This is a genomic window from Nocardiopsis valliformis DSM 45023, assembly GCF_000340985.1.
In the GTDB taxonomy this organism is placed as follows: Bacteria; Actinomycetota; Actinomycetes; order Streptosporangiales; family Streptosporangiaceae; genus Nocardiopsis; species Nocardiopsis exhalans.
The window spans coordinates 222,957-244,759 of the sequence record NZ_ANAZ01000013.1 but is presented as its reverse complement, the minus strand read 5'-3'; the positions used below and the strand labels follow the sequence as shown (position 1 = coordinate 244,759).

Genomic DNA, 21,803 nt, shown 5'->3' with positions numbered 1-21,803 from the left:
ATGTAAACGGTGTTGACCTGTCAAATCGGTATCTCTCCGCCGCTGTCGGTAGGCGTGGGGTGCGCAGAGGTGTCAACCTGGAGTCGAGAAAGCCAGATCACGGCCACCAAGGGGTGTGCAGATGGAGCGTCCGGACGAGACCGGAGGCGGTACGCGGGTGCCCGCCCGTGGCCGTGAGGTGACCCGGGAGCGCATCCTCGCCAGCGCCAAGGCGCTGTTCACCAACGAGGGGTACGGCTCGGTCTCCTCGCGCAAGATCGCCTCGCACGCCGGGGTGAACGTCGCGCTGATCAACAGGTACTTCGGTTCCAAGGCCGGACTGCTCACCGAGATCCTCCGCGAGGACGGAGTCTTCCCCAAGCTCATCGAGGACGGCGCCCCCGAGGACCTGGCGCAGCGGCTGGCTGAGCACTCGGTCGGGCGTCTGCACGGTGAGGGCACTCCGCTGCAGCTCTCCCTGGACGACTCCGCGGGCGACCCCGACCTTCAGGCGGTCTACCAGGGGCGTCTCAAGAGCGCGCTGATCGACCCTCTCGCCGTCTACCTCGGCGGACCGGACGCGCGCGTGCACGCCTCGTTGGTCGCCGCCGTTCTGCTGGGCGTGGGCCGGGTCCGGCGTGTGGAGGGGGCCGCCGCCCTGCGCGCGCACGACCGCGACCAACTCCAGGAGCGGGTGCTGGCCCTGCTGGAGCTGTGCTTGAAGGACTTCGACGCCTCCGAAGCGGAGACCGCCTGAACGCGAAAGCCCCCGCACCCTCTCAGGCAGAAGAGGGGCCGGGGTGTCCGGGGGTGTGTCGGTCCAGGCCTTCCAGGGCCCGGCCGGGGTTCCTAGAGCGGGAACGCCGTGGCGGCCGCGGCGATGCCGCCGATCGGCAGGATGAAGGCCCAGTACTGCATCGGCACGAAGAAGAACGTGTGCGAGTTGCGGTACTCGACCGGCTGGCCGGTCGCGGGGTGGAAGCCCTGCTTGGGGGCGTTCAGCTTCTTGCCGACGAAGTAGACGCCCACGGCGCCGAGGATGAGGCCCACGCCCGCGCCGAGACCCGCGGCGTCGCTGCCCAGGAGTTCGGCGGCGAGGAAGCCGAGCGGCCCGGCGAAGACCGCCGCGATGAGCACGACGAGGATGCCCCAGCCGTTCCAGATGATCATTTCGGTTCCTCAGGGGTGACGGTAATCGGGTGATTGCGGACGGCCATGGGGATACGTGTGGCAGATGTCTGGTTCTGCGTATTTCCTGAGTTTCCGGACGTACTTCTCACTCTTTGCCGTTTCGGCAAGGGAACTCGCCTCGGCCCCTGCCGCTGAGCAGAGTGGGGGGCGGAGGTGGTCGACACATGACCGATGGACACGACTCCCTGCCCGAGGAGATGGGCGAGGAGTTCTGGAACGAGCGGTACCGCTCCAGCGAGCGGGTCTGGAGCGGGCGTCCCAACCGGCACCTGGTCGCCGAGGCGGCAGACCTGGCGCCCGGCCGGGCGCTGGACGTCGGCAGCGGTGAGGGGGCGGACGCCCTGTGGCTGGCCACGCGGGGCTGGCAGGTGACCGCGGTCGACATCTCGTCCGTGGCGCTGGACCGTGGCGCGGCGCACGCGGCGGAGGCGGGTGAGGGGGTCGTGGACCGGATCACCTGGCTGCGTGCGGACGTGACTCAGTGGGCCCCGCCCACACCCCCGTTCGACCTGGTGACGGCGCAGTTCATGCACCTGTACCCGAACCCCCGGGCGCGGCTGTTCGCCGACCTGGCTGCGGCGGTGGCCCCGGGCGGTGAACTCCTGGTGGTCGCGCACCACCCCAAGGACCTGGAGTTGGGTGTGCCGCGACCATCGGTCCCGGAGCTGTTCTACGAGGGCGACGCGGTGACCGCGGTGCTCGCCGAGGGGGAGTGGGACGTGCTCGTCGACGACGTGCGGACCGCTGAGCAGACCCTGGACGAGACCACCTACACCGTGCACGACCTGGTGGTCCGGGCCCGCCGCCGCGCTTAGCGGCTTCCCGGGGACGTTCAGAAGAGCCGGGTGGAGAAGAGAACCGGCCGCCCCCGGGGAGCCGATTTCGGGGACGGCCGGTCGATTCACCGTCAAGCTGGGAATGATGTCCAGTGACGGGCTGGTGCGGGAGTGTCAGTCGCGGAGCTTGGCGACGACGTCGATCTCGACGAGGATGTTCGCCAGGTCCGAGCCCACGGTGGTCCGCACCGGGTAGGGGGCGGTGAAGTGCTGTTCGTAGACGGCGTTGAACTCCGGGAAGTCCGCCTTGAGGTTCTCCAGGTGGACGGTGGACTTGACGACGTCGTCCAGGGTCAGGTCGTGCTCGGCGAGCACGGCGGCGACGTTGGCGAGCACCTGGGCGGTCTGCTCGCCCACGGTCGGCGCGACCTGTCCGGTCTCGGGGTCCTGCGGGCCGAACCCGGCCGTGTACAGGAAGCCGCCGGCCACGACGCCCTGGCTGTAGGCGCCGGCGGGGGCGGGAGCCTTGTCGGTCTGGACCGCCTTCTTGGACATGTGACTCCTTGGGTCGGGTGTCGCGTGCACATGCGCGCGCTGGTGCTCGTGCGACTTAACGAGCGGCCTACCGGCACATTTATTGGCAACAAAGTTACCAATTATCTTTCGCGCAGCGTATCTTGGGCCACACCGACACTCCGACGGCGGAGTCGCCGAACCGGGTGTTGGGGACCCCGAACGGAGGAACAGTGCAGCCCGAGACCGTACTCGCCGGAGGACGGGTGATCGACGGTAGCGGCGGACCCTCCCGCCTTGCCGACCTCGTCCTGCGCGGCGGCCGCATCAGCCACATCGTCCCAGCCGGGAGCGCCAGGACCACAGGAAACGTCATCGATGTGACCGGGCTCGCCGTCTCCCCCGGGTTCGTCGACATGCACGCCCACTCCGACCTCGCCCTGCTCGCCGACCCTGCCCACGAGGCCAAGGTCTGCCAGGGTGTCACCCTGGAGGTCCTCGGCCAGGACGGGCTCGGCTACGCGCCGGTCACGGACGAGACCGCCGAGCCCATCCGCGAGCAGATCGCCGCGTGGAACGGGACCCCCGAACTCGACCACTCCTGGCGGAGCGTGGGCGAGTACCTGGACCTGATCGACCGGGGCTCGCCGACCAACGCCGCCTACCTCGTCCCCCAGGGCAACGTCCGCATGGCGGTCGTGGGCAACGACGACCGCCCCGCCACAGAAGCCGAGATCGAACGCATGCGCGCGATGGTCGCCCGGGGCATGGCCGACGGCGCGCACGGGCTCTCCTCCGGGCTCACCTACACACCCGGCATGTACGCCGATGACGACGAGATCGTCGCCCTCCTCGAACCGGTCCGCGCGGCGGGCGGCTACTACTGCCCCCACCACCGCAACTACGGCTCCCGGGTCGTGGAGTCCTACCAGGAGTGCCTGGACGTGGCCCGCCGCGCCCACGTGCCCCTCCACCTGGCGCACTGTCACGTGAACTTCCCGCAGAACCGGGGCCGCGCGCCCGAGGTGCTCGACGCCATCGACGAGGCCACCGTCCGCTACGGGCTCGACGTCACCCTGGACAGCTACCCCTACCGGGCCAGCGCTACCTACCTCGGCGCCCCGCTGCCCTCCTGGGCCCAGGAGGGCGGGACCGCCGCCACCCTCGCCCGGCTGCGTGACCCCGACACCCGCGCCCGCGTCCTGCGCGAGATCGAGACCGAGGGAACCGACGGCAACCACGGCATCCCCATGGACTGGACCACCCTGGTCGTCACCGGGACTGCCGACCCCGCGCTCTCCTGGGCGGTGGGCTCCTCCATCGCCGACCTCGCCAAGAAGCGCGGCGAGGAACCCGGGCAGACCTACGCCGACCTGCTGGTCGCCGACGAACTCCGCAGCGGCTGTCTCCTGCAGGTCGGCAACGAGGAGAACATCCGCGCCATCATGCGGCACAGCGCGCACACCGCGGGCAGCGACGGCATCCTGGTCGGCGACCGTCCGCACCCCCGCGGCTGGGGCACCTTCCCCCGCTACCTCGGCCATTACGTGCGCGAGCTCGGGCTGCTCAGCCTGGAGGAGTGCGTCCGCCACCTCACCTCCCGGCCCGCCCAACGGCTCGGCCTCACCGACCGGGGCACCATCCAGATCGGCGCCGTCGCCGACCTCGTGGTGTTCGACCCCGACACCGTCGACGCCCGCGCCACCTACGAGGAGCCGGGCCGCACGCCGGTGGGGATCGAGCACGTCATGATCAACGGCGAGTTCACCGTCCGGGAAGGGCGGCGCACTGACCGCCTGCCCGGCCGATCCGTCCGGAGGAATGCCCAATGACCCGGAGGAGCAACCGGACCGGGAGGAATGACCGATGAGCCGGATCGACGCGGTCTGCCTTGGCGAGACCATGGCCGTGCTCACCTCGCCCGAGGCCCTGACCGAGGGGTCCCGGCTGAGCGTGGGCACCGGCGGCGCGGAGTCGAATGTGGCCGTGGCGCTGGCCCGCTTGGGCCACCGGGCCGCTTGGGTGAGCCGGGTGGGCGACGACCCCTTCGGTCGTATCGTCATCGCCGCCGTCGCCCGCAGCGGGGTGGATGTGCGCGGGGTGGAGGTGGACCCCGAACGCCCCACTGGCCTGTACGTGAAGGACACGGCACCCGGCGGGGCGGGGGTCCTGTACTACCGGCGGGGTTCGGCGGCCTCGGTGATGTCGGCCGCGGACGGGGAGAAGGTCTGGTCCCGCGGCCCCCGGTTGGTGCACCTGTCCGGGATCACCCCGGCGCTGTCCGCCCGGGCGGCCGCGCTGGTGGAGTATCTGCTGGACCGGCGCTCCGGGGACGGCGCCTTGCGCTCCTTCGACGTCAACCACCGGCCCGCCCTGTGGACGGCTCGCGAGGCCGCACCGGTGCTGCTGGACCTGGCCCGCCGCGCGGACGTGGTGTTCGTCGGCCGCGACGAGGCCGAACGGCTCTGGGGCACCCCCGCCGCCGAGGACGTCCGCGCGGCCCTGCCGGAGGTGCCGACCCTGGTGGTCAAGGACGCCGAGCACGGGGCGACCTGCTTCGACGGGGAGGACACGGTGTTCGTGCCCGCCCCGCCGGTGGACGTGGTGGAGGAGGTCGGCGCCGGAGACGCCTTCGCGGCCGGGTTCTTGTCGGGCCTGCTCGACGGCCTGCCGGCGGACCTTCGCCTGAGCCTCGGCCACGCGACCGCGGGCGAGGTCCTGCGCTCGCGCGGGGACACCCTGGACCGGGTCCCGGACGAGGTCGCGCGGATGCGCGCCACGGTCTCCTCCGAGAGCTCCTCCGGGAGCGGCTAACCGATGACGATGGCTCCGGCCAGGACCGGGGTGCCGAAACGGACCGAGCCGTTGCCGGAGGCCAGGGTGCGGCTGCCCTGGCAGCTGGTGCCCGCGAACAGCGCGAAGCGGGACTCGCCGTCGATCTCGACGACCCCGCCCTGGCCGGTCTCCAGGACACGGCAGCCGCCGTTCTCCACGGTCTGCTCGTGACCGGACTCGAAGGTGATGCGGACCGGGGCTGTCTCCTCCTTGCTGGACATCCCCGAGATGGCACCGGCGATGGTCGCGGACATGGTGGCAAGGTTCGCAGGGCGGATCGGCACGGGATTCCCCTCTTCACCGGGCTCACGCGAGCCCGCAAGACACAGGTACTTCAAGACGCGGCCGGGCACCGAAGGGCGCTACCGAGTGCGGAGTTGGTTACTCTGTGTCATTTAGCTACAGGATCACGCGAATGGACGGGAGCGGCGGCGGAGTGTCGGCGGATTTCTCAGGAGCGTGAATGCGTGGGCTGAACGGGACTTTTGTCGGTCTTGTGGCGGCTGGGTAGGATAGCTGCAGAACTACAGGAGAGGGAGGGTGCGCGTGCAGTACCTGCTGCCCCTCCTCGAATTCCTCACCCTCGGTTTCCTCCCCGTCGACCTTCCGCTTCCCGGCGCGGACAGCGGCGCGCTGACCCTCCTGGTCGTCGCGGTCGGCGCGGCCCTGGCCTGGCTGGCCCTGCGCGGTACGGCCCTGTGGCCGGCCGGCGACACCGCCACCGGCACGGCGCACGCGATGCGCCGCAGATCGAAGAAGCTCCCGGTCCTCGCCCTGTGCGACCCCGACGCGGCGGGCAGACCGCGTCCCCGAGCGCCCGGAGCGGCCCTCCCGGCCGCTCGCTGACCCGCGCCCAGGACACTTCTTCAGTAGCTTCTGGGGCCCTGGAGGGCACACCCCTGCCGCGCTGCGGCTCCGAGCGGCCTGACGTCTGCATACTCCATCCGGACGAAGGGCCACATCCTTGTACACCCTCGGGCCGATCGCGGCCGCCATCAACCTGCTCTCGGCGATCCTCGCCGTCCTCACCGGCATGCTCACCCCGCTCACCGGACCCCTGGCCGCCGGGCTGGCGGTCGTCGGCCTGACTGTGGCCGTCCGCCTCCTGCTCCTGCCGCTGGGGGTGGCCCAAGTGCGCGCGGAGAAGCAGCGCGCTCGGATCGCGCCCCAGCTCGCCGAGATCAGCAAGCGGCACGGCAGGAACCCGGAACGGATGGTCGCCGAACAGCGCAAGGTCTACGCCGAGGCGGGCACCTCGCCGCTGGCCGGATGCCTGCCCGGCCTGGTGCAGATCCCGCTGGTCATCGCCTTGTATGGGCTCTTCATCGGGGCCGGTCCGGGCGAGGAGCCGCTGCTCGCGCACACCTTCGCCGGGGTCGAGCTGGGCGCCACCCTGGCCGCGAGCGCCGAAGGGCTCCTGGTCTCCCCGGTCTTCGCCGCGTTGTTCCTACTCCTGGCCCTGGTGGCCTGGGCCAATCGCCGCTACGTGGTCCTGCCGATGATGAAGGAGAACCCGGCGCAGCCCCCGATGCTCGGGGTGCTCTCCTACCTGCAGTTCGTCACGGTCGTCGTCGCCGCCTTCGTACCGTTGGCCGCCGGGATCTACCTGTTCGCCTCGACGGCCTGGGCGCTCGCCGAGAAGGTGGTCCTGCGCCGGGTCATCCCGGACCGAGGACCGGTCCGAAAGGTCTAGAACTCAACGGTCACGCAGGCCAGGCGGTCGCCTGCCGTGCCCGCGTGGCCCTCGTGGGTGGCGGTGTGCTCGTCGTGCAGCACCAGCGAGTGCGCCTCCCCCTCGCGGAACTCCCAGTCGACGGTGGACGTGATGTAGGCGTTGCCGCTGCCGTCGGTGGTCATGTCCAGCCAGACCTCGTTCTCGGGGTTGGCGTACTCGGGGTCGGTGGAGGGCCCGTCATCCGTCGCCTCGGGGTCGACCTCGTCCTGGTAGTGCGGACCCGCGTCGCCCGGGTCGTCACCGCACGGGCGCGTGTGCACGTGGGCACCGAAGTCCCGGTCCTCCTCCAGGCCGGTCCCGGTGAACTGCACAAACGTGGAACCGTCCTGGACACGGACCTGGACGTCCGCGGTCGCGCCCTCGGGCACCGCGGTCTCGTCGTAGGTGACCGCCCCGGCGCCCTCCCCCGGTGGGAGGAAGATCGACGCGGTCACGCTCGGCTCGGCGGTGGGCTGGGCCGCGGGGCTGTCCGTTGCGGCCGATCCACCGCTCGTCGAGGGGGCGCTCTGGGTGCAACCGGTGGCGAGCAGGGCGGTCAGGACCAGACCGACGGCGAGTGGCGTGGTGCGCATGTCGGGACTCCCGGGTGTTCGGTGCTGTGGTTGCCCGCAACGTTACCCAAGGTGCATACCAGATAACTACGAGTGCGAGAACCGTGGTGTGGCCGGAGGGCCGAACCGGTTCCTGAGGGTGAACGCCTCGGCACTGGGGCCCTTGGTGTGCAGGGTTTCCAGGCGCCGCTCGCCCTCTTCCGGTGTGGGGACCGTACCAGCCGGAATCCACCACAGCGCCAGGTGGGCACCGGAGAACCGTTCGAACCAGCTCCGCCGCCTGCGCAGGAGCTCCAGGTGCTCCGTCTGGTAGGTGAAATCCCACAGGGACTCCACGCTCTCCCACACCGAGAGGTTGATCAGGAGATCGTCCCCGAGTGGCCGCATCCGGGTCGCGTCCGATTCACCCTCCCCGACCAGTCGCCACACGAAACCGGGGGAACGGTCCGCCAGGGCGTTGATCGGGTCGAGGAGCTCCACGAACTCCGCCATCGAGGCGTGGTCCAGGGGCGCCTTGAGGAAACCGACGTTGATCTGCGCGAGGTGGTGCGACGGCGCGGGCGGGGGCACGGGGGTGTGCGGAGGTTGGCTCATGGCGCAAGAACACCATGGCCCGCGCTTCTATGTCAACCAATATTATTTTTAGAAATCAGCACGCAGCAGCGACCGGACTCCGGGGCGAGTCGGGCCTCGGGGGCCTTCGCGCCCCGGCCCTCGGCGTGCGCGGCGAGCATGCCCTCGATCAGCGCCAGATTCAGGCCGCAGGCCAGCGGCGGGAACTCCCGGGCCAACCGGTGGAACGGGCAGTTGCGCAGCCGGACGCCGGTCGCGTCCGCATCGCTGTTCGTGTTCTCGTTCGGGTCGGGCTCGTAGCCCCGGGAACGGAGCAGCTCCAGTACCGACCACGCCCCGGCGCCCGCGCCGATCCGCCGCCCCTCCTCGTGTGCGGCCGCGTGCAGGCTCTCCTCCGCGCCGTGCCGTTCCACCGCCTCGGCCAGCACCCGGGCGGCCAGCTCGTAGTCGCGCGGCGGTAGTTGGAGGGAGACCTCGTGCTCCGAACGGCGGTACAGCTTGGCCGGTCGTCCCGAACCCGGCCCTTCGCGACCGCTCACCTTGCGCCGGACCACGTCCAGCAGACCCGCCTCGACCAACTTGTCCAGGTGGTGCGCGGCCAGGGTGCGCTGAATACCGAGCGCCTCGGCCGCGGCACCCCTGCCGACCTCGCCCCCCGAGTCCGCGACGTACTCGTAGAGCCTGCGTCGCAGGGGGTCGCCGAGGGCCCGGGCGGCGTCGATCGAGGAGTCGTTCATGCCCCCATTGTGCTCCCGGAGACTGTGCTCCCGGAAAGGGCCGGCCCCTCCGGGATGGCAGACTGGTGCGGCCCACCACGACCCCTGCTGAACAGGCGACATGCGAACGATCAGACACGGCGGCGAACACGAGATCGAGATCAAGAAGTCCCGGTTCATCTGCGCCATGGCCAGGGTGGACAGCGAGGAAGCCGCCCGCGCGTTCATCGCCGAGCGGCGCAAGGAGCACTGGAACGCCAACCACAACTGCACCGCCTACGTGCTGGGCGAGGACGGCGGGGTGCAGCGCTCCAGCGACGACGGCGAACCCGCCGGGACCGCCGGGGTGCCCATGCTGGAGGTGCTGCGCCACCGGCGGATCACCGATGCCGTCGCGGTGGTCACCCGCTACTTCGGCGGGACCAAGCTCGGCGCCGGCGGACTCATCCGCGCCTACGGCAACTCCGTGTCCGCCGCGATCGAGGAGTTCGGGCTGCTGGAGCGCCGCCCGCTGCTGGTGGTGGACGTGTTCGCCGACTACGTCCTGGGCGGGCGTCTGGAGAGTGACCTGCGCGACTCGGCGCTGACCGTCCGGGAGGTCGCCTACGAGGACCGGGTTCGCATCGAGGTGGCGCTGCCCGAGGCGGAGCTGCCGGACTTCGGGATCCGGCTGGCCGAACTGACCGGGGGGAAGGCGGAGTTCGAGGTGAGAGGTACCACGGTGATCGAGGTGGAACCCGATTCCGGGCCCTGAGAACACCAGCGGATGCGTTCACGGGCCCGTAACGAGTGGTCGGCCCTGTGTATCCACTTGACCTTCCAGCGGCTTAGGATTTGCCGTAAACGTCATCGTTTCGTGGGGAGAGACCGTCAATGCGCAGCTCACGTGTGCCCCAGGCCCTGACCTGTGGCCTAGTGGCGCTGCTGGTAGCGGGCTGCACCGGCGATCCGGAACCGCCCGTTCCCGCGCCGGACCAGGATCCCCCACCGATTCCCACCGAGTTCGAGGGTGAGGCGCCCCCCGGTATCGAGGGCGAGGTCCTGCGCCACCTCCACGGTGACGACGCGGACGTCCACGACATCCTCGACGACCCCCTGGGCGTGCGGATCAGCCCCGTGGGCGGTGCCTTCCTGATCAGCTCCGGCGGCGAGGACCGCCACCTGCTGCACGACGCCGCCACCGGTGCGGCCCTCTGGGAGGGCGAGGCGCGCTTCCGAGGCTTCGACACCGATTCCGAGGGCGCCCCGGTCCTGCTCATGACGGACGAGGACGACACCTCCTTCGTGCTCGGTGCCGACGGCGAGAACGTGTGGGAGCCGGCCGAGGAAGGTGACCTCTACCTCGACGGGGTGGCGGTGCGCCGCCCGGCCGAGTGGGCCCCCGAGGAGCCCCACGGCGACTTCTCCGTGCTGGACACCGACGGCGACGAGCTGTGGTCCTACACCTTCGAACCGGAGCCCGAGCCCGAGGAAGAGGGCGACGAGGACACCGGGGAGGAGTCAGCGGAGGAGGACGGCGACGAAGACGCCGAGACCGACGAGGACGCGGAAGCCGAAGAGGAGACCGGCGGCGACCCCGAGCGCTTCGGTGTTCCCGTGGCCGTCTGGGGCGAGACCGTCCTGCTGGACTCCGGCGACTCCGTCCTGCGCGCCCACTCCCTCGACCCCGACGACGCGGGCGAGCACCTGTGGTCGGTGGCCGCCACCGACGAGGAACTCGACCTGACCGGCACCGCGCCGATCCCGGTCCCGCAGGTCCTCGGCGTCTTCACGAACCCGCTCCCCGAGGCGGAGGACGAGGCCGAGGAGAACGGCGCGGACGGCGCGGACGAAACCGCGGACGAAGACGCCCCGCAGACGGTCCTGCTGCGCTGGACCCGGCCCGAGGCCCCCTCGGTCCTGACCGCGCACGGCGCCGACGACGGCGAACTGCTGTGGACCCTGCCGGAGGCGGGCACCAACCCGGTCTCCCGGCACTTCGACGAGGCCGGTGCCCCGGGGCTGCTCTACGACGGCGACACCGGAACCCTCCTGCTCCCGCAGGCCAGCGGCGCGGCCACCATGGTCGCCGTGGACCTGGTGGAGGGAGAGGTCCGCTGGGGCCTGGAGGAGGACGACGGTTCGATCTCCCCGGCCTTCGCCCACGCCGGTCTGTTCTACGGCGACTCGCGTTCCAACGAGGACGGCGACCACCAGCTGGTCCTGGACGCCGAGACCATGGAGGTGGTCGGTGACGACCTCTCCGCCTACGTGGAGGCGGTCACCGACACCGGGCACGCCATCCTCGTCCAGGAACGCCAGCGCTTCGTCTACGGCCCAACCCCCGAGGACATCGAGGACGAGGACCCGGCAGACGGTGACGCCGAGGATCCCGAGTCCCCCGAGGCCGACCCCACCGACGACGACGGCTGATCACTCCGCTGGAAGTAGTCGCTCCGAGCTGGCCTGGTCACACTCGGGTCGCGCCCGGGTGAACAGCCGTCGAGTGCCTCCTGACGTGCGCGAATGCTCCACAGGTGATGCGCGACACATTTTCTGGTGCTCGGTGCCCCATGAGGGCCGAGTGGCCTGCGCAAACGCACCTTCTGCCACTTTTGGTGCCTTTTGTGGCGCAAGGAGAGGGGAAACTACCTGGCGCCTGGTGGTGTCGTAGGGAAGTGAGTACGGGAAGGCCCCCTCCTTCGGTGAAGCTTCCCCCGGTCCCCGGAGATCTTCAATGGCTACTGAGAGTAGTATTTTTGCGTCGGACAGTCCTGACCTTCGCGATTTGTTCCTGACCCACTTCGAACCCCTCGTCGTATTCCTCATGTCCAGGACGGACGTCGGACGACACGGGGCGGAGGACCTGGCCCAGGAGGTGATGCTCCGCGCCTGGAGGTCGTTGCCCACGCTGGTCGGCGACGTGCGGGATCTCGGCCCCTGGCTACGCACAGTCGCCAGGCGCCTGGCGATCGACTCCAACCGAGCCCGACAGTCAAGGCCCGAGGAGGTTCCGTACGACCTGACCTCGAACCTCACTGAGCGGGTCTCGGTCGAGGAACCCGACAGGAACGTGTTGGACCGTCTCATCGCCCGATCGATGGTGAGCCTGCTCAGTCCTCGACAGCGGCAGGTGGTCGAGCTCTACTACCTGTGTGACCTCGACATCCGGACGATCTCCCGAAAGCTCTCGGTCCCGGAGGGCACCGTCAAGTCCCGGCTGCACCACGCCCTCAGGTCGATGCGGGGGGAACACCTGCAGGCCTACGAGGACATCGCGTGCTGATTCCCGTCGGTCCGCGGACACACACGTCGGGTGTCAAGTGCCCTGAAGCGGGTGGCAGTCCTCAGCCGCCGCGCTTCTGGCGTTTTTGTCGCTTCTTCTTGAGTTTCTGCCTCCGCTTGTGTTCCCGCTCCCGCGAGTCGCGCAGGGCCAGCGTGATTCCCATCGGCCCGGTGTCCACGCTGCCGTCCTCGGACACGGTCCAGTGCCAACGAGCGTGATCGGACTCGCCCTGAGCGATCACCAGGGTGTCGGCCGGGACCAGGGGAATGTCGTCCTCTTCGCTACGGCTCAGGCGGCGCGGTACGACGAGGGCCTGTCGTAGGCGTTGCCGGGGTGCGGGGCCGCTCAACGGATCCGTTCCCGGCTCCGAGCGAGCCACCCCCTCCTGGGACAGGAACCTCCCCAGGGTGTCCTGGCTATCGGCCTTGAGTAGGTTCAGGCCACACTCACGTAGCCCGTCCCCGATGACCCGGATCGTCTCGATCGCCGTCGCGGGGTGCCCCCCGACTGTGATCAGCCCGGTGATCTGCCCGAAGTCCACGAACACCTGCTCGCCCCCGCGGGCCCGTTCGATCACTCCGACACTGACCAGTGTGCTGTCGGCGGTGATGCCGATGTTCGTGTGGGTGGTCGTGTTGAACCGCACCGCCGAGGTCGCCGACTTGCTCCGCGAATGCCTCCAGATGGTCGGTTTGAGCACACGCCAGGACGAGGCGGGCGGAGTGGAGTTCACTGGGACCAGCATGGTGAGCAGCTTCGGGGCGGTGAACACCGCGACCGGGCGCGCGGGAACCTCCGCCGGAGCGTTCATCAGTTCGAGGAAACCGATGTTGGCTCGCTTGGCCGCACCCCGGTCGGCCGCGATGACGTCGGAGGCCGAGCGCTGACGCTTCCGGCGTCGCATGGTCCGCACGAAGCGGGGCGGCTTCGGGCGGCGCCACGGCAACGCGGCGATCTTCCGGAACGGCCACGCCACACCCCGGAAAATGGGCTGCCAGAACAACGCCAGGATCGTGAGCAGGGCCAGGGCGACCATACCCGCGATCAGGATCTTGGGGTCGATGTTCGGCCGCCGCATACCGCCCGGGGCCTGATCCGCCCCCTCTGGGCTGGCGCTCGCCGACGGAGACGGCGAGGGCTCCGGGGAAGGCGGTGGTTCGGGTGGTGCGGGGGCTTCCGCCCCCTGAGCGACTGCTTGATCCACTGCGGCCACGCACAACGGGTCCTGTCCCTGAAGTACCCCGTCGCCAGCTGCGTCCCACGGCAAGATCAGATGCCAGCCGGGGCGGAGCTCCTGGTCGAGGCCGAGCTGACCGCCGTCGGGCTGTGTGCGTCCGGAGGTGTACTCGTAGATCTCGGACGCGCGCGTCGGATCTCCCAGGACGGAGTCGGCGATCTCGAACAACCCCGGTGTTCCCTCTGGGACCGTGTAGTAGATCAGGGTGGGGCAACCCTCGTACGGGTCCACAGGTACGGGCTGGGCGGACACCGATGGGGGAGAGAGCGTGAGAGCGACTCCCACCGCCCCCACCAGAGCCAACACGGCCTTGATACCCGGACCCGCGGGCTTCGCCGTCCCTGCTCTTGTCACTCGCTCTCCCGGACTTCGGTTGTTCTCGGCATGACCGACCCCTAGAACAGTACGGACCCGGAGCACATTCGGTTCACTCCGGCATCAGTCGTTCACACGGGGCTTGATAACGTCACCACGGCCCCCTGCGATCCCTCTTGTCCGGATTCTGGCAGTACGGATTGAACCTGGTTCCAGACTGGCCCGTACTGAGGGGTGACGGCGGTGGAGCTGCCGTCTGTCAGAAGGACGACACAGGCACACGTGGAGGACTCAGCATGCCCAACTACGCAGTGAACACTGACAAGACCGAAGAGGTCTCCGGCTCCCTCGCCGCTGACTTCGCCGAATTCCAGGAGAAGATGACGGCGATCAAGACCAAGGTCGACAACCTGGTCGCCGACGGCTACTCCACTCCCGCCGCGGAGCAGGACTTCCAGCCCTTCTTTGAGACGTTCGCTGAGGGCTTCGAGCAGGTCAACAGCGGGCTCGAAGGCATCAGCAAGTACGTCAAGAGTGTCGGGGAAACCTTCCAGGAGACCGACAAGACACTGGGCGATGGCCTGCGCTGACCCTTTCCCGGAGGGGGCCAGTCCCTGCCCCGGGTCGGCCCCCGACCTTCCCCGTCCACCAGGGCTCCGCCCGCCCAACGGAAAAGCAGCCCCACCGTGCGCCTTCACCTTACTGTGAGCCCCGGCTTCTCCCCGGGTGATCAGTCCCCGTTCACGCTGACCACGATCCCCCGGGTTGATGTCGTGGTGGACGCATCCCCCGGGGCGACGGTCCAACAGCTGACCGAGGCTCTGGACCCGCTGGTTCGGATGTCCCCCCGCACTCCCGGTGAACCGGTCCCGTTGTACCTGGGGCCGCGGCGGGTCGAAGAGTACACCCCTCTGGCCGAAGCCGGACTGCATGATGGCGCGGTCGTCGGTGTGGGCGGGCCGGTCGAGGTCCAGGAGGAGCCTCCCGGCGTCACCGAGTTCCGTGTCGTCTCGGGGGCCGGTGCCGGGCATGTTCACCGGGTCGACGTCGGCGATCACGTGATCGGTGAAAGTGATGCCTCGGTCCTTCCTCTGAGCAGCGGCGGTAACTGGGTGCGGGCCAGGGTCAGCCCTTCCGGAGCCGTTTCGGTCCTGGAGCAGGGCGGACCCGATGGAGCCGTTCTGGAAGGGGACCCCATCGTTCCAGGGGAGCCATGGAAGAAGGGCCAACAGGTCGACCTGGGGGACCTGGTCCTGGAGGCGTGGCCCAACCAGGCTCCCGACGCCTCCGTGCTGACTTCGGAGGACGGGACCGGGCTCGAATACAACCGACCTCCCCGGCTGCACCCGGCCCCGGCCAAGAACAAGTTCCGCCTTCCCCTGCCGCCGGAGAAACCCGACCGGCCACTCGCCCAGCTCGCGGTCATGATCATGATGCCGCTGATGATGGCCATCGGCGGAGCCCTTCTGCTGGGACGTCCTCAGTACATGCTCATCGGCCTGCTCGCGCCGATCTCGGTGCTGTTCATGCAGACCCTGCAACGGCGCACGGCCAAGGGCCGCTACCTCAAGGAACTCAAGGAGTTCGAGGAGAAGACCGAGCGGATCACCAAGGACGCGGAGGGCGCACTCTTCACGGAGCAGCGCCGTCTACGCGAGAACTGTCCCGATCCGGCCTCGGTACTGCTGCTGGCCACCGGCCCCCGCGCCGGTCTCTGGGAGCGCCGTCCCGAGGACGACGACTTCACCCTGCTGCGGGTGGGCACCGGAAGAATCCCCTCGTCGGTGGTGCTCACCGATCCCACCAAGGACGATCACCGCAAGGACATCACCTGGGACCTCTTCGAGGTTCCGGTCACCGTCTCCGTCCGGGAGAACGGTGTGGTGGGGGTCGCGGGACGAGGAAAGCGTGCACAGGCACTGGAACGGTGGATGATCGCCCAGCTCGCCGCGCTGCACAGCCCGGCCGAGCTGGAGCTCTACCTTCTCTCCCTGAGCCGCGACCACGATCGGTGGAGCTGGACCAGATACCTTCCGCACCTGCGCAGCTCCACCCCTGCGGTCTCGCTCAACCGGATCGGAACCGATTCCCAGACCTGCGCCCGCCGGGTGTCCGAGCTGATCGCCGTCCTGGAGGCCCGTTCACAGGTCCGGGGCAGGTCCGTGGAGGACGAGACACAGATCGTCGTAGTGCTGGACGGGGCCCGGAAACTGCGTTCCCTGCCCGGCGTGGTCCAACTCCTGCGTGAGGGCCCCGATGTGGGCATTCACATTCTGTGCCTGGACACCGAGGAGCGGCTGCTCCCGGAGGAGTGCCAGGCCGTCGTCAGCCTCACCGAGCACGAACTGCGTCTGCGCCGCACCAAATTCGACAACGTCGAGGAGGTCCGTCCCGACCTGCCCTCCGACTCCTGGGCGCAACGCCTGGGCCGCTCCCTGGCACCGATCCGGGACTCCAGTGTCTCCGAGGACGGCGCGAGCCTGCCGCGCAGCGCCCGCCTGCTCGACGTCATCGGTCTCGAACCGCCCACCGGAGACGCCATCGCCGCGCACTGGACCAGCAACGGGCGCAGCACCATCGCCACCCTCGGCGCGGGGCTGGACGGGCCGTTCTCCGTGGATGTGCGCTCGGACGGTCCGCACGCCCTCATCGCCGGCACCACCGGCTCCGGAAAATCCGAACTCCTCCAGACCCTCGTGGCCGCCCTGGCCGTTGTGAACCGGCCCGAGTCGATGTCCTTCGTCCTGGTCGACTACAAGGGCGGGAGCGCCTTCAAGGACTGCGTTGACCTGCCGCACACCGTGGGCATGGTCACGGACCTCGACACCCACCTGGTCAGCCGGGCACTTGTGTCGCTCGGGGCCGAGCTGCACCGCCGCGAACACATCCTCGCCCAGGCCGGGGCCAAGGACATCGAGGACTACGTCGAACTACTCGACCGCGACCCCGGGTTGCCGCAGATGCCCCGCCTGATGCTGGTCATCGACGAGTTCGCCTCCCTGGCCCGGGAGCTCCCCGAGTTCGTCAAGGGTCTGGTCAACATCGCCCAGCGCGGTCGTTCCCTCGGCATCCACCTCGTGCTCGCCACCCAGCGGCCCGGAGGCGTGGTCACCAACGACATCCGCGCTAACACCAACCTCCGTATCGCGTTGCGGATGACGGACCCCGCTGAGAGCCGGGACGTGATCGACGCACCCGAATCCGCGCACATCGGCATCGACACCCCCGGCCGCGCCTACGCCAGTCTGGGACACGCCTCGCTGCTGCCGTTCCAGTCCGGTCGGGTCGGCGGGCGCCGTGTGGTGGTCTCCAACGACGCGCCGGTCCCAACCGCACACCTGGTGCGCTGGGAGAACCTGGCCGAGCCCGCACCCTCCAGCGCCAGCGGCGGCGGAGGCGAAGTGGGGGATGTGGAGGTCACCGACCTCACCGTCCTGGTGAGCGCGGTCAAGGACGCGGCCGCCCGGATGGAGGCCAAACGCCAGCCCAGCCCGTGGCTCCAGGCCCTGCCCGAACGGCTCACCGTGGCCGAGCTCAACCAGAAGTTCCCCGTGCCGCTCCCGGTGCCGGGGCGTATGTATTCTGTCCTGGTCGGCCTCATGGACCTGCCCGCGAAGCAGGAGCAGCGCCCCTACACCGTCGACCTGTCCACTCTCACACACCTGCATATCATCGGCTCGGGCCGCAGCGGCCGTTCCCAGGCGCTACGGACCATCGCGGGTGCCATGGCGATCGCCCACCATCCGAGCGACGTCCACATGTACGGGCTCGACTGCGGCAACGGCGCCCTGCTGCCGATCGAGCGCTTTCCCCACTGCGGCGCGGTGGCCGGGCGTACGCAGCAGGAACGCGTGGTGCGGCTGCTTTCCCTGCTCAGCAGGGAGATGGAGGAGCGGCAGAAGAGACTTGCCGCCGAGGGGTGCGCCGACCTGGAGGAACTGCGGGAGAAGTCGGACCCGAAGGACCGCCCCGCCCACATCGCCGTGTTCGTGGACCGCTGGGAGGCCTTCGAGCAGGCCTTCGGCGAGTACAACTACGGCGGCCTCATTGAGGACGCCGTCACCCTGATGCGCGACGGCGCCGCCGTGGGCATCCACTTCTTCGTCACCGGGGACCGGACCCTGACCCGCAGCAAGTACTCGGCGACCACCGAGCATCGGCTGGTCCTGCGCTGCAATGACAGCGGAGACTATAGCTCCGCCGGGCTCACCCCCCGTAAGCTCCCGGAAACGGTCCCGGACGGACGGGCGTTCCTGGGTGGGGACGGGACGGAGGTGCAGTTCGCGCTCCTGACCGAGGACCCCTCGGGCTCGGCGCAGGCGGCCGAGCTGGAGAACATGGCGCGGTTCACGGTGGGACGTACCCCCAAGGACCTCGGACCGATGCCCTTCCGCGTCGACGTCCTTCCGGAGCAGCTGACCCTGGCCGGGACCGAGCGCTACCTCACCGGCCCGCTCCGTCCTATGTGGGCGCTGCTGGGTGTGGGCGGCAACGAGCTGACCGCCGTGGGCGCGGACCTCTCCGATACCCCCACCTTCCTGATCAGCGGTCCGCCCAAGTCGGGACGCTCCAGCATGCTCCTCATGATGGCTCAGTCCCTCATCATGGGCGGCAGCGAGATCCTACTGGTCACACCGCGGAATTCGCCGCTCAGCTCGTTGAGGGGCCACCGGTCCGTGCCCGCTGTTGTGGACGCCGCCGAACCCACCCTCTCCCAGATCCACAAGGCTCTGGGGAAGATGGAGGGGGACACGGCCGTGGTGGTGGTCGACGACGCCGACCTGCTTTTGAACAGCGATCTCGGCAAGGAGTTCATCCGGATCGCGCGCGGCATGGTCGGACCCGGCTGGGGAATCATCGCCGCGGGCACCAACGAGGCGCTCCAGGGCGGTTTCAACGGCTGGCACGTCACCCTCAAGCGCAACCGCATGGGTGCGCTGCTGTCCCCGCAGTCCCAGGCTGACGGAGAGGTACTGGGCATCCGACTGCCCAAGGGCGTGCCCTCCCCCCGACTGACTCCGGGAACCGCCTATCTGCACATGGGGGACGGACGCCTCCAACAGATCCGCGTTCCCCTGCCCGGCTGACCCGAATCCAGACATTGTTCGAGAGAGAAGAGAGTTTTCTGTGAGAGACCGTGCCCTGACCCTGCTCGTCACCGCGAGTGTGTTCTCCACCGCGTTGCTGTCGGGGGCGAGCGCCTTGGCCGAGACCACCGAGCGCGAGCTGACCCAGCTGCCGGAGATCGCCGAGGCCCTGCACGAGGACCCCCTGTACGTGGACGACCACATGGCCGAGGAACTGGGCGAGGACGTGGTTTCGGAGATCCGCTCCCTCGTCGAGGACGGGCCTTACGCCGTCTACGTGGTGCTCGCCGAAGTGCCAACGGAGACGGCCAGCGCCCCCGGACGGATCGAGGAGGAGACCGGGCTCGACGGCGCCTACTACTACATGAGCCACGGTTTCGGCGTGGCCGGTGTCGAGGGCGGCTCCCAGGAGAGCATCCGGTTGGCCATCTGGCAGGCGGAGGATGAGGGGACCGAGCTCTCCCGCCCCGAACTGCTGACGGAGTCGATCACGCTCTTCCAGCAGGAGGACTTCGCTGAGGTGTACGACGCGAGGCTCGCCGCGACGATCCGCGGCGACGAGGAGGGGAGCGGCCTCCGGCTGACCGGCGGCATGGGCCTGGCCCTGGGCGGCGTGATCGGCGCGGTACTCCTCGGCGTGGTCAGCGCGATCCGCTCCAAGAAGGCCAAGGGCAAGCAGCAGATCGTGAGCCCCGAGGGGCCGCAGTGATCGGGAACGTGTTCACCTTCGCCCAAGAGGAGATCGTGGTCCCGGACTACAGCGCTCCGGTGCTGTGGTGGCTGTTGGCCATCGTCCTGACCTCTTTCGCGATCGGCGGGTCCTACGAGCTCTACCGCAAGATCAAGCACGAGCGGGAGAAGCTCAAGTAGGGGACCCTCCGCAAGCTCTGACGAGCCGGTTACCTGGACCAGATCCGCAGGGTGCCGGTGATGGCGTCGAACAGGTCCAGCACCGCGTCCGCCTCGGCTGACACGGGGCTGTTGCAGCTGATCATCAGCCAGTAGCGGGTTCCGGTCACCTTGGCGAAAGTATGGGCGACCACCGCGCGCACGGTGATCTCGTCATGCTGGTGGGTAACGATCCCCTGGGCCCGCGTGCACAGGCCGAGGCCCTCGATGTCGATGACTCCGGTCTCCAGATGATCGTCGGCCTCGGCCATCCGCTCGGGCGGGTGCATGAGCCGGATCATCTCCATCGGATCGAACCTGGTCCCGGGTTCTTGCTCGAAGCGGAAGACCGACACCGTGGCCATGAAGATGCCGTCCTCGTACCGGTGGAAGGCCCCCGCGGCATTGATCAGGCCAACCTGCTCAGCGGTGTGCTGGCTGGTGAACCAGTCGTTGAACGTGTTGTTGAGAATTCTGATCCGCTCGGGGTCCGCGCCGCTCATCTGGCGCAGGATCTCGGCCTGCCGCTGCCGAAGCCCTTCAGGGGACAGGTCGAGGTGCTCCCAGTCCTCGGGGATGCGCAGGTCATAGCCGATCTCACCGGGGGCGGAGTCGTCTTCTTCGAAGATGTAGGGCATTCGGGTCTTTCAGTCGGGTGCGGTCAGACCGGTTGTCCGTCACCGGGCATGGAACTGCTCTGAGGGTTCTGAGCGTTCTCGGCATTCTGCTCGGCCAGGTCGGCAGCGCACTCGGTGTCGGTGTTCTCGAAGTTGGCAGCGATATCCACGATGGCCTCGCCGATGAGCCCGATGTCGCGCTTGGCGCTGCGGAAGGCGCTCTCGCTGTCGGAGTGGAAATTAATTGCCGCATTGTCCAGGCTCAACGGCCCGATGCTGGGAACCTCCATGGAGTAGTTCCCGTCCGAGTCAATGGAATTGAGTGCAAGATCCATCTTGGTCTTCAGTGAGTAGAGCTTGTCGGTGTTGACTTCGATCGCGGGCATTTTTCTTCTTCCTTTCCATAGTCGACCCCTCGGGCGTCAAGGAAATCAGTGAGCTCTTTGGCGAGCTGTTCGGTCTGGTCGAGTTTGAAGAGAATTTCCATTCTCAACCAATAGGCAGTAGACTTATCGATCGTGGCGTCGGAATCCTTGAGTCTCTTTTTTGATTTGGCGATTTCATCGCCCAGTTTCTGTGTTTTATTGGGAAGCTCGCTGATGCGTTTGTTTTGTTCTGCGGTGGCGAGTTTAGCGGCTATTTCGAGGGTTCTGTGTAGTTTTTGTTGCTCTGTCGAGATCTCTTTCTGTCAGGTCTGCTAGTGCGAGTGAGTCGGGGGTGGGCTTAGTGGATTCGGGGAGTACGAAGGTGGCTGTGAAGGCGGACGGAATCCCAACAGTGTAAAGTGCTAGGGCGTAGGAGGCGCCTGGCCCGAGCGGGATCTCCGCGGCGATGGGGAATATCCATGCGGGAATGGTGGCGGTGACCCCAGCGATGGTGATCATGCAAGCGATCAATATTCCAGTATGTCTATCCAGCCATATTGCTTTTTTAGCTTCGCTTCACTGAGAGTGGGCAATGTCCACCGGGGGGTGGGATTCTGTTCCTGGGTTCCTGGGTTCCTGGGTCTGGGGCTTGCGATTACTCTTCTGTGGAGTGGGGAATGCCCCGCGCATCGAGGAAGTCGGTGAGCTCTTTGGTGAGCTGTTTGGTCTGGTCGAGTTCGCAGAGAATACCCATTCTGATGGAGTAGGCTGTGGATTTATCGGTCGCGACACTAGATTTCTTGAGACTCTTTTTTGATTTGGCGATTTGATTACTCAGGTCCTGTGCTTTGCTGTGGAGCTTACTGATGCGTTCTCTTTGTTTTGTGTCGGCGTTTTCTGTGGCTATTTGGAGGGTTTCGTTGAGCTTTTTGGTTGCTTTATCGAGTTTGCGTATCGCCATGCGTGCCATGTGGAGTGATTCGGGTGTGGGTCTGCTGGATTCGGGGAATACGAAGGTGGCTGCGAAGGCGGACGGAATTCCAACAGTGCAAAGTGCTAGGGCGTAGGAAGCGCCCGGCCCGAGCGGGATCTCTGCGGCGACGGGGAATATCCATGCGGGAACAGTGACGGCGACCCCAAAGATCGTGATCATGCAAGCG

Annotated in this window: 23 protein-coding genes; 13 read left to right on the top strand and 10 right to left on the bottom strand. The window is 68.2% G+C overall.

Annotation, left to right across the window (positions count from 1 at the left end; all coding sequences use genetic code 11):
• The first annotated feature begins 121 nt into the window (after positions 1–121).
• Positions 122–736, top strand: a complete 615-nt coding sequence (locus tag D457_RS0114845; protein WP_026116667.1) for a TetR/AcrR family transcriptional regulator — start codon at positions 122–124, stop codon at positions 734–736.
• A 92-nt stretch (positions 737–828) separates the two neighbouring features.
• Here D457_RS0114845 and D457_RS0114840 read toward each other — a convergent pair whose 3' ends face one another.
• Entirely contained in the window at positions 829–1,149 is a 321-nt protein-coding gene (locus D457_RS0114840) for a hypothetical protein (protein ID WP_017581455.1), read from the bottom strand.
• 185 nt (positions 1,150–1,334) lie between these two features.
• On the opposite strand from D457_RS0114840, the gene D457_RS0114835 reads away from it, so the two are divergent.
• Positions 1,335–1,985: a class I SAM-dependent methyltransferase gene (locus D457_RS0114835; RefSeq protein ID WP_017581454.1), complete on the top strand. Its 651-nt coding sequence runs from the start codon at positions 1,335–1,337 to the stop codon at positions 1,983–1,985.
• Positions 1,986–2,120: 135 nt separating this feature from the next.
• On the opposite strand, the gene D457_RS0114830 is transcribed toward D457_RS0114835, so the two are convergent.
• Complete coding sequence (locus tag D457_RS0114830) at positions 2,121–2,501, bottom strand: RidA family protein (RefSeq protein WP_017581453.1); 381 nt, start codon at positions 2,499–2,501, stop codon at positions 2,121–2,123.
• Positions 2,502–2,692: 191 nt separating this feature from the next.
• Here D457_RS0114830 and D457_RS0114825 point away from each other — a divergent pair, with 191 nt between their 5' ends.
• Both D457_RS0114825 and D457_RS0114820 read left to right on the top strand, forming a co-directional pair.
• Positions 2,693–4,291 (top strand): N-acyl-D-amino-acid deacylase family protein, encoded by a 1,599-nt coding sequence (locus tag D457_RS0114825; protein ID WP_017581452.1) that lies wholly within the window; start codon positions 2,693–2,695, stop codon positions 4,289–4,291.
• Positions 4,292–4,325: 34 nt separating this feature from the next.
• Positions 4,326–5,273, top strand: coding sequence for a sugar kinase (locus D457_RS0114820; protein ID WP_017581451.1), 948 nt, complete (start codon positions 4,326–4,328; stop codon positions 5,271–5,273).
• Here D457_RS0114820 and D457_RS0114815 read toward each other — a convergent pair.
• The gene (locus tag D457_RS0114815) at positions 5,270–5,578 is read right to left on the bottom strand and encodes a hypothetical protein (protein WP_017581450.1); all 309 of its coding nucleotides are present in this window, start codon (positions 5,576–5,578) and stop codon (positions 5,270–5,272) included. The two genes, D457_RS0114820 and D457_RS0114815, sit on opposite strands and share 4 nt — an antisense overlap.
• A 262-nt stretch (positions 5,579–5,840) precedes the next feature.
• On the opposite strand from D457_RS0114815, the gene D457_RS0114810 reads away from it, so the two are divergent.
• Together D457_RS0114810 and D457_RS0114805 are read left to right on the top strand one after the other, a co-directional pair.
• A complete protein-coding gene (locus D457_RS0114810; protein WP_026116666.1) occupies positions 5,841–6,140 on the top strand; it encodes a DUF6412 domain-containing protein in 300 nt (99 codons plus the stop codon).
• A 118-nt stretch (positions 6,141–6,258) separates the two neighbouring features.
• Positions 6,259–6,987: a YidC/Oxa1 family membrane protein insertase gene (locus tag D457_RS0114805; protein WP_017581448.1), complete on the top strand. Its 729-nt coding sequence runs from the start codon at positions 6,259–6,261 to the stop codon at positions 6,985–6,987.
• On the opposite strand, the gene D457_RS0114800 is transcribed toward D457_RS0114805, so the two are convergent.
• The 3 genes from D457_RS0114800 to D457_RS0114790 form a co-directional block, all read right to left on the bottom strand.
• Entirely contained in the window at positions 6,984–7,601 is a 618-nt protein-coding gene (locus tag D457_RS0114800; protein ID WP_017581447.1) for a superoxide dismutase family protein, read from the bottom strand. The genes D457_RS0114805 and D457_RS0114800 overlap by 4 nt on opposite strands.
• Before the next feature lie 66 nt (positions 7,602–7,667).
• A complete protein-coding gene (locus tag D457_RS0114795; protein ID WP_017581446.1) occupies positions 7,668–8,174 on the bottom strand; it encodes a DUF3291 domain-containing protein in 507 nt (168 codons plus the stop codon).
• Positions 8,175–8,206: 32 nt separating this feature from the next.
• Positions 8,207–8,890 carry a helix-turn-helix transcriptional regulator gene (locus tag D457_RS0114790; protein WP_017581445.1) on the bottom strand — a complete coding sequence of 228 codons (684 nt, stop codon included), beginning with the start codon at positions 8,888–8,890 and terminating at the stop codon, positions 8,207–8,209.
• 100 nt (positions 8,891–8,990) lie between these two features.
• Here D457_RS0114790 and D457_RS0114785 point away from each other — a divergent pair, with 100 nt between their 5' ends.
• The 3 genes from D457_RS0114785 (at position 8,991) to D457_RS0114775 (ending at position 12,134) form a co-directional block, all read left to right on the top strand.
• A complete protein-coding gene (locus D457_RS0114785; RefSeq protein WP_017581444.1) occupies positions 8,991–9,623 on the top strand; it encodes a YigZ family protein in 633 nt (210 codons plus the stop codon).
• 119 nt (positions 9,624–9,742) lie between these two features.
• Positions 9,743–11,281: a PQQ-binding-like beta-propeller repeat protein gene (locus D457_RS0114780; protein WP_020480261.1), complete on the top strand. Its 1,539-nt coding sequence runs from the start codon at positions 9,743–9,745 to the stop codon at positions 11,279–11,281.
• Positions 11,282–11,636: 355 nt separating this feature from the next.
• Positions 11,637–12,134: a sigma-70 family RNA polymerase sigma factor gene (locus D457_RS0114775; RefSeq protein WP_239646109.1), complete on the top strand. Its 498-nt coding sequence runs from the start codon at positions 11,637–11,639 to the stop codon at positions 12,132–12,134.
• Positions 12,135–12,195: 61 nt separating this feature from the next.
• Here the strand turns inward: D457_RS0114775 and D457_RS32585 are convergent, their stop codons facing one another.
• A complete protein-coding gene (locus D457_RS32585) occupies positions 12,196–13,602 on the bottom strand; it encodes a hypothetical protein (protein ID WP_152514244.1) in 1,407 nt (468 codons plus the stop codon).
• Between the two features lie 380 nt (positions 13,603–13,982).
• On the opposite strand from D457_RS32585, the gene D457_RS0114765 reads away from it, so the two are divergent.
• From D457_RS0114765 to D457_RS36180, 4 genes are all read left to right on the top strand, one after another.
• On the top strand, positions 13,983–14,276 hold the full coding sequence (locus tag D457_RS0114765) for a WXG100 family type VII secretion target (protein WP_017581441.1): 294 nt from the start codon (positions 13,983–13,985) through the stop codon (positions 14,274–14,276).
• 96 nt (positions 14,277–14,372) lie between these two features.
• Positions 14,373–18,773: an FtsK/SpoIIIE domain-containing protein gene (locus tag D457_RS0114760; RefSeq protein ID WP_039831287.1), complete on the top strand. Its 4,401-nt coding sequence runs from the start codon at positions 14,373–14,375 to the stop codon at positions 18,771–18,773.
• A gap of 40 nt (positions 18,774–18,813) precedes the next feature.
• On the top strand, positions 18,814–19,482 hold the full coding sequence (locus D457_RS0114755) for a hypothetical protein (RefSeq protein ID WP_017581439.1): 669 nt from the start codon (positions 18,814–18,816) through the stop codon (positions 19,480–19,482).
• Positions 19,479–19,643 (top strand): hypothetical protein, encoded by a 165-nt coding sequence (locus tag D457_RS36180; protein WP_017581438.1) that lies wholly within the window; start codon positions 19,479–19,481, stop codon positions 19,641–19,643. The genes D457_RS0114755 and D457_RS36180 overlap by 4 nt, the downstream gene beginning before the upstream one ends.
• A 29-nt stretch (positions 19,644–19,672) precedes the next feature.
• On the opposite strand, the gene D457_RS0114745 is transcribed toward D457_RS36180, so the two are convergent.
• From D457_RS0114745 to D457_RS35765, 3 genes are all read right to left on the bottom strand, one after another.
• Complete coding sequence (locus tag D457_RS0114745; protein WP_017581437.1) at positions 19,673–20,299, bottom strand: hypothetical protein; 627 nt, start codon at positions 20,297–20,299, stop codon at positions 19,673–19,675.
• Positions 20,300–20,322: 23 nt separating this feature from the next.
• Positions 20,323–20,664, bottom strand: coding sequence for a hypothetical protein (locus D457_RS0114740; protein ID WP_017581436.1), 342 nt, complete (start codon positions 20,662–20,664; stop codon positions 20,323–20,325).
• Between the two features lie 634 nt (positions 20,665–21,298).
• Entirely contained in the window at positions 21,299–21,796 is a 498-nt protein-coding gene (locus tag D457_RS35765) for a hypothetical protein (protein ID WP_152514243.1), read from the bottom strand.
• Between the last annotated feature and the right edge of the window lie 7 nt (positions 21,797–21,803).

Bases quoted from the DNA above. Each gene is read 5' to 3' on its own strand.
- D457_RS0114845 (WP_026116667.1), top strand. From the start codon at position 122: ATGGAGCGTCCGGACGAGACCGGAGGCGGTACGCGGGTGCCCGCCCGT.
- D457_RS0114840 (WP_017581455.1), bottom strand. From the start codon at position 1,149: ATGATCATCTGGAACGGCTGGGGCATCCTCGTCGTGCTCATCGCGGCG.
- D457_RS0114835 (WP_017581454.1), top strand. From the start codon at position 1,335: ATGACCGATGGACACGACTCCCTGCCCGAGGAGATGGGCGAGGAGTTC.
- D457_RS0114830 (WP_017581453.1), bottom strand. From the start codon at position 2,501: ATGTCCAAGAAGGCGGTCCAGACCGACAAGGCTCCCGCCCCCGCCGGC.
- D457_RS0114820 (WP_017581451.1), top strand. From the start codon at position 4,326: ATGAGCCGGATCGACGCGGTCTGCCTTGGCGAGACCATGGCCGTGCTC.
- D457_RS0114800 (WP_017581447.1), bottom strand. From the start codon at position 7,601: ATGCGCACCACGCCACTCGCCGTCGGTCTGGTCCTGACCGCCCTGCTC.
- D457_RS0114795 (WP_017581446.1), bottom strand. From the start codon at position 8,174: ATGAGCCAACCTCCGCACACCCCCGTGCCCCCGCCCGCGCCGTCGCAC.
- D457_RS0114790 (WP_017581445.1), bottom strand. From the start codon at position 8,890: ATGAACGACTCCTCGATCGACGCCGCCCGGGCCCTCGGCGACCCCCTG.
- D457_RS0114785 (WP_017581444.1), top strand. From the start codon at position 8,991: ATGCGAACGATCAGACACGGCGGCGAACACGAGATCGAGATCAAGAAG.
- D457_RS0114780 (WP_020480261.1), top strand. From the start codon at position 9,743: ATGCGCAGCTCACGTGTGCCCCAGGCCCTGACCTGTGGCCTAGTGGCG.
- D457_RS0114765 (WP_017581441.1), top strand. From the start codon at position 13,983: ATGCCCAACTACGCAGTGAACACTGACAAGACCGAAGAGGTCTCCGGC.
- D457_RS0114745 (WP_017581437.1), bottom strand. From the start codon at position 20,299: ATGCCCTACATCTTCGAAGAAGACGACTCCGCCCCCGGTGAGATCGGC.
- D457_RS0114740 (WP_017581436.1), bottom strand. From the start codon at position 20,664: ATGCCCGCGATCGAAGTCAACACCGACAAGCTCTACTCACTGAAGACC.
- D457_RS35765 (WP_152514243.1), bottom strand. From the start codon at position 21,796: ATGATCACGATCTTTGGGGTCGCCGTCACTGTTCCCGCATGGATATTC.